At 72.8% G+C, this 5,031-nt stretch carries 5 protein-coding genes; 1 reads left to right on the forward strand and 4 read right to left on the reverse strand.

Features of this window, described 5'->3' with window-relative positions; genetic code table 11:
• Positions 1 to 13: 13 nt before the first annotated feature.
• The 3 genes from Q8791_RS31590 to Q8791_RS31600 form a co-directional block, all read right to left on the reverse strand.
• Positions 14 to 748 carry a DUF2306 domain-containing protein gene (locus tag Q8791_RS31590; protein ID WP_330095524.1) on the reverse strand — a complete coding sequence of 245 codons (735 nt, stop codon included), beginning with the start codon at positions 746 to 748 and terminating at the stop codon, positions 14 to 16.
• Between the two features lie 78 nt (positions 749 to 826).
• Positions 827 to 1,696, reverse strand: coding sequence for an ABC transporter permease (locus tag Q8791_RS31595; protein ID WP_330095525.1), 870 nt, complete (start codon positions 1,694 to 1,696; stop codon positions 827 to 829).
• Positions 1,693 to 2,697, reverse strand: coding sequence for an ATP-binding cassette domain-containing protein (locus Q8791_RS31600; protein WP_330095526.1), 1,005 nt, complete (start codon positions 2,695 to 2,697; stop codon positions 1,693 to 1,695). Before Q8791_RS31600 ends, Q8791_RS31595 begins: the two co-directional genes overlap by 4 nt.
• Before the next feature lie 119 nt (positions 2,698 to 2,816).
• Here Q8791_RS31600 and Q8791_RS31605 point away from each other — a divergent pair, with 119 nt between their 5' ends.
• Complete coding sequence (locus tag Q8791_RS31605; RefSeq protein ID WP_330095527.1) at positions 2,817 to 3,641, forward strand: TetR/AcrR family transcriptional regulator; 825 nt, start codon at positions 2,817 to 2,819, stop codon at positions 3,639 to 3,641.
• A gap of 146 nt (positions 3,642 to 3,787) precedes the next feature.
• Here Q8791_RS31605 and Q8791_RS31610 read toward each other — a convergent pair whose 3' ends face one another.
• A complete protein-coding gene (locus tag Q8791_RS31610; protein ID WP_330095528.1) occupies positions 3,788 to 4,990 on the reverse strand; it encodes a JmjC domain-containing protein in 1,203 nt (400 codons plus the stop codon).
• Positions 4,991 to 5,031: the final 41 nt, after the last annotated feature.

Raw genomic sequence — 5,031 nt, forward strand, 5'->3', positions numbered from 1 at the left:
GCCCCGCGGCCTCTCACCCGGTTCTCTGCCTGCGGGCTCCGCGTCCCCCGGGGCGGCGGTACTTGAGCCACCACTCCACGAACAGCAGGGGCAGCACGGTGTTGAGGAAGGCGGCTCCGGGGGCGATGTCCAGGATCAGGGCCTCCAGGTCACCGCCGTAGCCCGACTCCAGCCGGGGCAGCATGGCGATCGTCAGCAGGGGCACGCTCACCCTGGCGAGGGGGATGGACAGGATCAGCGCGAAGCTGCGCAGCATCCACTCGCGGTGCGTGGCGTAGCGGCGCCGGCGGGCCATCACGTAGCCGATGGAGGTGAAGGCCAGCCAGGCCGTGGCCCACAGGACGTTGATGATGGCGACCGAGGTTCCGCCGTGGCTGTGGGGTGCGATGAGCAGGGCCGGAACGCCGACGAACGGGATGCCGAACATGACGTAGACGCGCCCGCTCCACCGGTGCACGGCGGGGTGGTTCCGGCGTATCCAGGGCCAGACCTGGAGGATCACCAGGGCCATGAGCACGGTGCCGCCGAAGATGTGGGAGAGCAGCATCGGGTAGTACCAGACCGGCTCCTCCCAGATCGGGATGGGGGCGGTGGCGGGGTCCAGCCGCGCGTACGGCGGGACGGAGAACGCGACGAAGATTCCGCAGAGCAGGGCCAGCGGCGCGATCCAGGGGCGCTCCCACCAGCGGGCGGCGGGCCGTTCGCGCCCGGTGCCCGAAGGCGGGGGCTTCGCGGTGGACGTGGTCATGGGTCGTCTCCTCCGTGGTGCGGGGTGAGGAGCGGGGGCTGGGCTCGTCCGGGGTGCGTGGTGCGGGGCGGGGGCGGATCAGCGGCTGAGCCGCTGGAAGCGGCGTACGGCCAGGGGTGTGACCGCGACGACGACGGCGAGCGGGACGGCGACGGCCAGCAGTAGCGCGTTCTCCGCGGGCCAGGCGTCGGAGGGCAGCGACGGGTTCCCGAACAGGTCCCGGGTCGAGGTGACGACCGCCGACAGCGGGTTCCACTCGGCCACCGGGGCCAGCCAGGTCGGCATCGCCGACGACGGGACGAAGCTCGTCGACAGGACGGTGAGCGGGAAGACCAGCGGGTAGACGATCATGCTCACGGAGTCGGGCGTCGGCAGCAGCAGGCCCAACAGCACGCCCAGCCACACCAGGGCCAACCGGAAGAGCAGGAGTACCCCGACCGCGGCGGCGCTGCCGCCGAGCCCCTCCTCGGCGCGCCATCCCATCGCGAACCCCACGGCGAGCAGCAGGGCCACCTCGACGCACGCGCGGGCCATGTCGGTCAGGACACGGGCGCCCAGGACCGCCACGGGGGACATGGGCATGGAGCGGAAGCGGCTCATCACGTCGCGGTCGGTGTCCCGGGCGATGCCGGAGGCGGTGCCGCCGACGCCGTAGACCATGACCATCGCGACCATCGCCGGGACCAGGAACGAGCGGTAGTCCTCGGCGCCCGGCGGGGCCATCACGTTCCCGAACACGTAGCCGAAGAGCAGGACCATCATGACCGGCATGGTGATGGCGATGATCGGTTCGAAGGGGTCGCGTGCCATGTGGCGGGCGTTGCGGTGGGCCAGGACCAGGGTGTCCGACCAGGCCTTGCGCACCCTTCCGGCGCGGCCGGGACGGTGCGTCGGCCTGGCGCCGGCCTGTGGCCGGGGGGTCGTGGTTCCGAGGGCGGTGGTGGTCATCGGTACTCCTCCGTGGTGGTGACGTCGTCGGTGCGCGGGTTCCCGGAGCGGTCGGCGGGGGACGTGCCGGTGAGTCCGAGGAAGACCTCGTCGAGGGTGGGGCGGCGCACGCTGACGTCCTCCACGCGCAGGCCGGATCCGTCGAGGGCGCGAACGGCCCGGGTCAGCACGGCCATGCGGTCCTCGGCGGGAACGCTGACGCGCTGCTCCTCGCGGTGGACGCCGACCGGCGCGGACACGGCGGAGCGCAGGACCTCGGCGGTGGCCTCCAGGTCGGCGGGGTCGCGGACGAGCACGTCGAGCCGGTCGCCGCCCACCTGGGCCTTGAGGGCGTCGGGTGTGCCCTCGGCGATGACGCGTCCGTGGTCGATGACGGTGACGGTGTCGGCCAGCTGGTCGGCCTCCTCCAAGTACTGGGTGGTGAGGAGGACGGTCGTGCCGGAGGCGACCAGGGCCCGCACCGACTCCCAGACCTGGATGCGGCTGCGCGGGTCCAGGCCTGTGGTGGGTTCGTCCAGGAACAGCACACTGGGCTCCTGGACGAGGCTCACGGCGAGGTCGAGGCGGCGGCGCATACCGCCGGAGTAGCCGTCGGCGCGGCGGTCGGCGGCCTCGACCAGGTCGAAGCGCTCCAGGAGGGACTCGGCGCGCTCCGCGGCGGCGTGCGGCGCGTAGCCGTACAGGCGGCTGAACATGACGAGGTTCTCGCGGCCGGTGAGCAGCTCGTCCACCGACGCGTACTGGCCGGTCAGTCCGATCTCCGCGCGCACCCGGTCTGCCTGGGTGACCACGTCGTACCCGGCGACGAGGGCGTGACCGGAGTCGGGTCGCAGCAGCGTGGCGAGCGTGCGCACGACGGTGGTCTTGCCCGCGCCGTTCGGGCCGAGCAGGCCGAGGACGGTTCCTGGAGGGACCGTCAGGCAGACGCCGTCCAGCGCCCGTGTGGTCCCGTAGCGCTTGTGCAGCCCCTCGGCGTGGATGGCCGGGGAGGGGTGGGTCATGGCGCGTACTCCTTAAACTGTATATGCCGTACACGTGATTGTGTAATAGATACACAGTTTTAGGATGGGTGTCAAAGCGGCAGGGCAGCCGACGAGACGCAGCCGACGACTGGTGGGGTATGACGACCGAGCAGCAGCCGACGAGCCGGACGGCGCGGGAGGTGGACCTCCTGTGGGGGCTCGACCGGCCCGCGCCCAGACGCGGGCCCAGGCCCAAGCTCAGCCGGGAGGCCGTCGTGGACGCCGCCGTCGCCGTCGCCGACGCGGAGGGCCTGGAGGCCGTCTCCATGCAGCGGGTGGCCGGGGAACTCGGCTACACCACGATGTCCCTGTACCGGCACGTGGACAGCAAGGAGGACATGCTCGTCCTCATGAGCGACCGGGCCATGGACGGGGCCCCGCCCGAACCGTGCGCCGACCGGGCGTGGCGGGCCGGGGTCGAGGAGTGGGTCCACAGGGTGATGGAGGTCTACCGCCGCCATCCCTGGGCGATCCGGCTGACGCTCAGCGGCCCTCCCGCCGGACCCAACGGCCTGCGCTGGATGGAGGCGGGCCTGCGCGAGATCGTCCGCTCGGGGCTCGACGTCGGGAGCTCGCTCCAGATGCTCGCGATGCTCTCCTCCCTCGTGCGCGACACACTCCGCCTCGAAGGGGACATGGCGCGGGCCGCCCGGGAGGCGGGAAGCACGATGGCCGATGCCGAGCGCGACTACAGCGTGGGGCTGCGCAGGGTCGTCACCGCGGAGGACTACCCCACGATCGCGCTGATGCTGGAGAGCGCGGTGCTGGAGGACCAGCCGCCCCCCGGCGAACCCGACCGGCTCGGCGGGCCCGCCGACGAGCTGGACTTCTCCATCCACCGCGTCCTGGACGGCATCGAGGTCTACGTGGAGCGCGTGCGCGCGGGGGAGCGGCCCGACGGCGGGGACGTCCCCGCCGGGTAGCCGCGGCGCGAGTCAGGTGGGGAGCGGTCGGGGCGCCGCGGCCGGTGCCTCTGCCGGGCCGCCCGTGACCTGGGCGGACGGTAGCCTCCCGACCGCGGAGCCGGAGGACGGGAGGCGGTCCTGCCGCTCCCGCCCGCCGCGGACCTTCAGCGCACCAGTACCAGGTGGTGCCTGGCCAGCGCCGCCACGATCTCCGCCGTACGCTCCGCGGCCACGTCCGCCCGGTCGGCCAGCCCGCCCACCGTCAGCGACCGGTGCTGTGCGAGCACCGCCAGGACCGGTTCGACCTCTGCGGGGAACCGGTACCGCCGACCGCCCACCGACACCGACACCCGCCCGTCCTCGCGGACGACCGGCGGCGGCAGGATCGGCACGAACTCCACCCGCGCCTCGGCGGACGGGATCCCCTCCTGGACGGGCCACGGCAGCGAGAACGACGTCCGGCGCGGGAACCGGGCGTCCCGCTCCGCCAGGAAGGCGTCCACGTCCCACCCCTCGGCCAGCTCCACCAGCCGCGCCGCGAGCTCGTGCTGGTGCTTGCGCCGCACGTCCGGTTCGGAGAAGCGGGGCAGGTCCCGCCGGAACCCCTCCTCCGCGAACAGCCGCCGCACCAGGGAGTCCGCCCAGTCCACCCCCGTCGCCCGCGTGAACCCGAAGGTCAGGTGCATACTCACCTCCCCCGTCCCGGTGACGGTGTGCCACCAGCCGCGGGGCACGTGGATCACCTGTCCCGGACGCAGCACCCCCTCCCACACGAGGTGCAGTTCGCCGTCGGCGTCGCGGGGCGGTGTGTGGTCGTGGTCCAGGTCGTTCTTCATGGGGAAGGCGCGCGATCCGGGCCCGTGTACCTGCCAGTGCTTGGTCCCCTCCACCTGCACGATCACGGTGTCGTGGTCGTCCCAGTGGGTGTCGAAACCGCGCGACTCGCCCCAGATCAGGTACAGGTTGGCCTGTGCGCGCTCGCGCACCAGCCGCATCAGGTCGTCGGCCGCCGCCGCCACCGGAGGGTGCATCCTGTCGACCCCGTCCAGGACCAGGCTCGCCCCCGCGCGCAGTTCCCGGTAGAGGGCCTCGGGGCGCACGACCCGGCGTTCGGACCGCGACGCGGTCGCGGTCTCGGTGTACCGGTCGACCGGAACGGGCGATCCGTCCCGGTGCAGCCGCAGCCTCGGCGGTTCCGGCGAGCACGCGGACAGCACGCCGTTGAGGTCGTCGAAGGTCAGCAGTGTGCGCACCGAGTCCGGCCCCAGGTCGGCGAAGACGAACTCCTCCGACAGGCGTGTGGTGAGGGCCTCCCTGCCCACGATGTCGCACAGCGTCCGGGTGAACAGGTGGCCGGGGTCGGTCACGGGGAGTCCTTTCCACGCAGGGGGGAAGAAGAGGGGCGGCG

Origin of the sequence: Nocardiopsis codii (genome assembly GCF_036327455.1) — a bacterium.
Taxonomy (GTDB): domain Bacteria; phylum Actinomycetota; class Actinomycetes; order Streptosporangiales; family Streptosporangiaceae; genus Nocardiopsis; species Nocardiopsis codii.

Bases quoted from the DNA above. Each gene is read 5' to 3' on its own strand.
- Q8791_RS31590 (WP_330095524.1), bottom strand. From the start codon at position 748: ATGACCACGTCCACCGCGAAGCCCCCGCCTTCGGGCACCGGGCGCGAA.
- Q8791_RS31595 (WP_330095525.1), bottom strand. From the start codon at position 1,696: ATGACCACCACCGCCCTCGGAACCACGACCCCCCGGCCACAGGCCGGC.
- Q8791_RS31600 (WP_330095526.1), bottom strand. From the start codon at position 2,697: ATGACCCACCCCTCCCCGGCCATCCACGCCGAGGGGCTGCACAAGCGC.
- Q8791_RS31605 (WP_330095527.1), top strand. From the start codon at position 2,817: ATGACGACCGAGCAGCAGCCGACGAGCCGGACGGCGCGGGAGGTGGAC.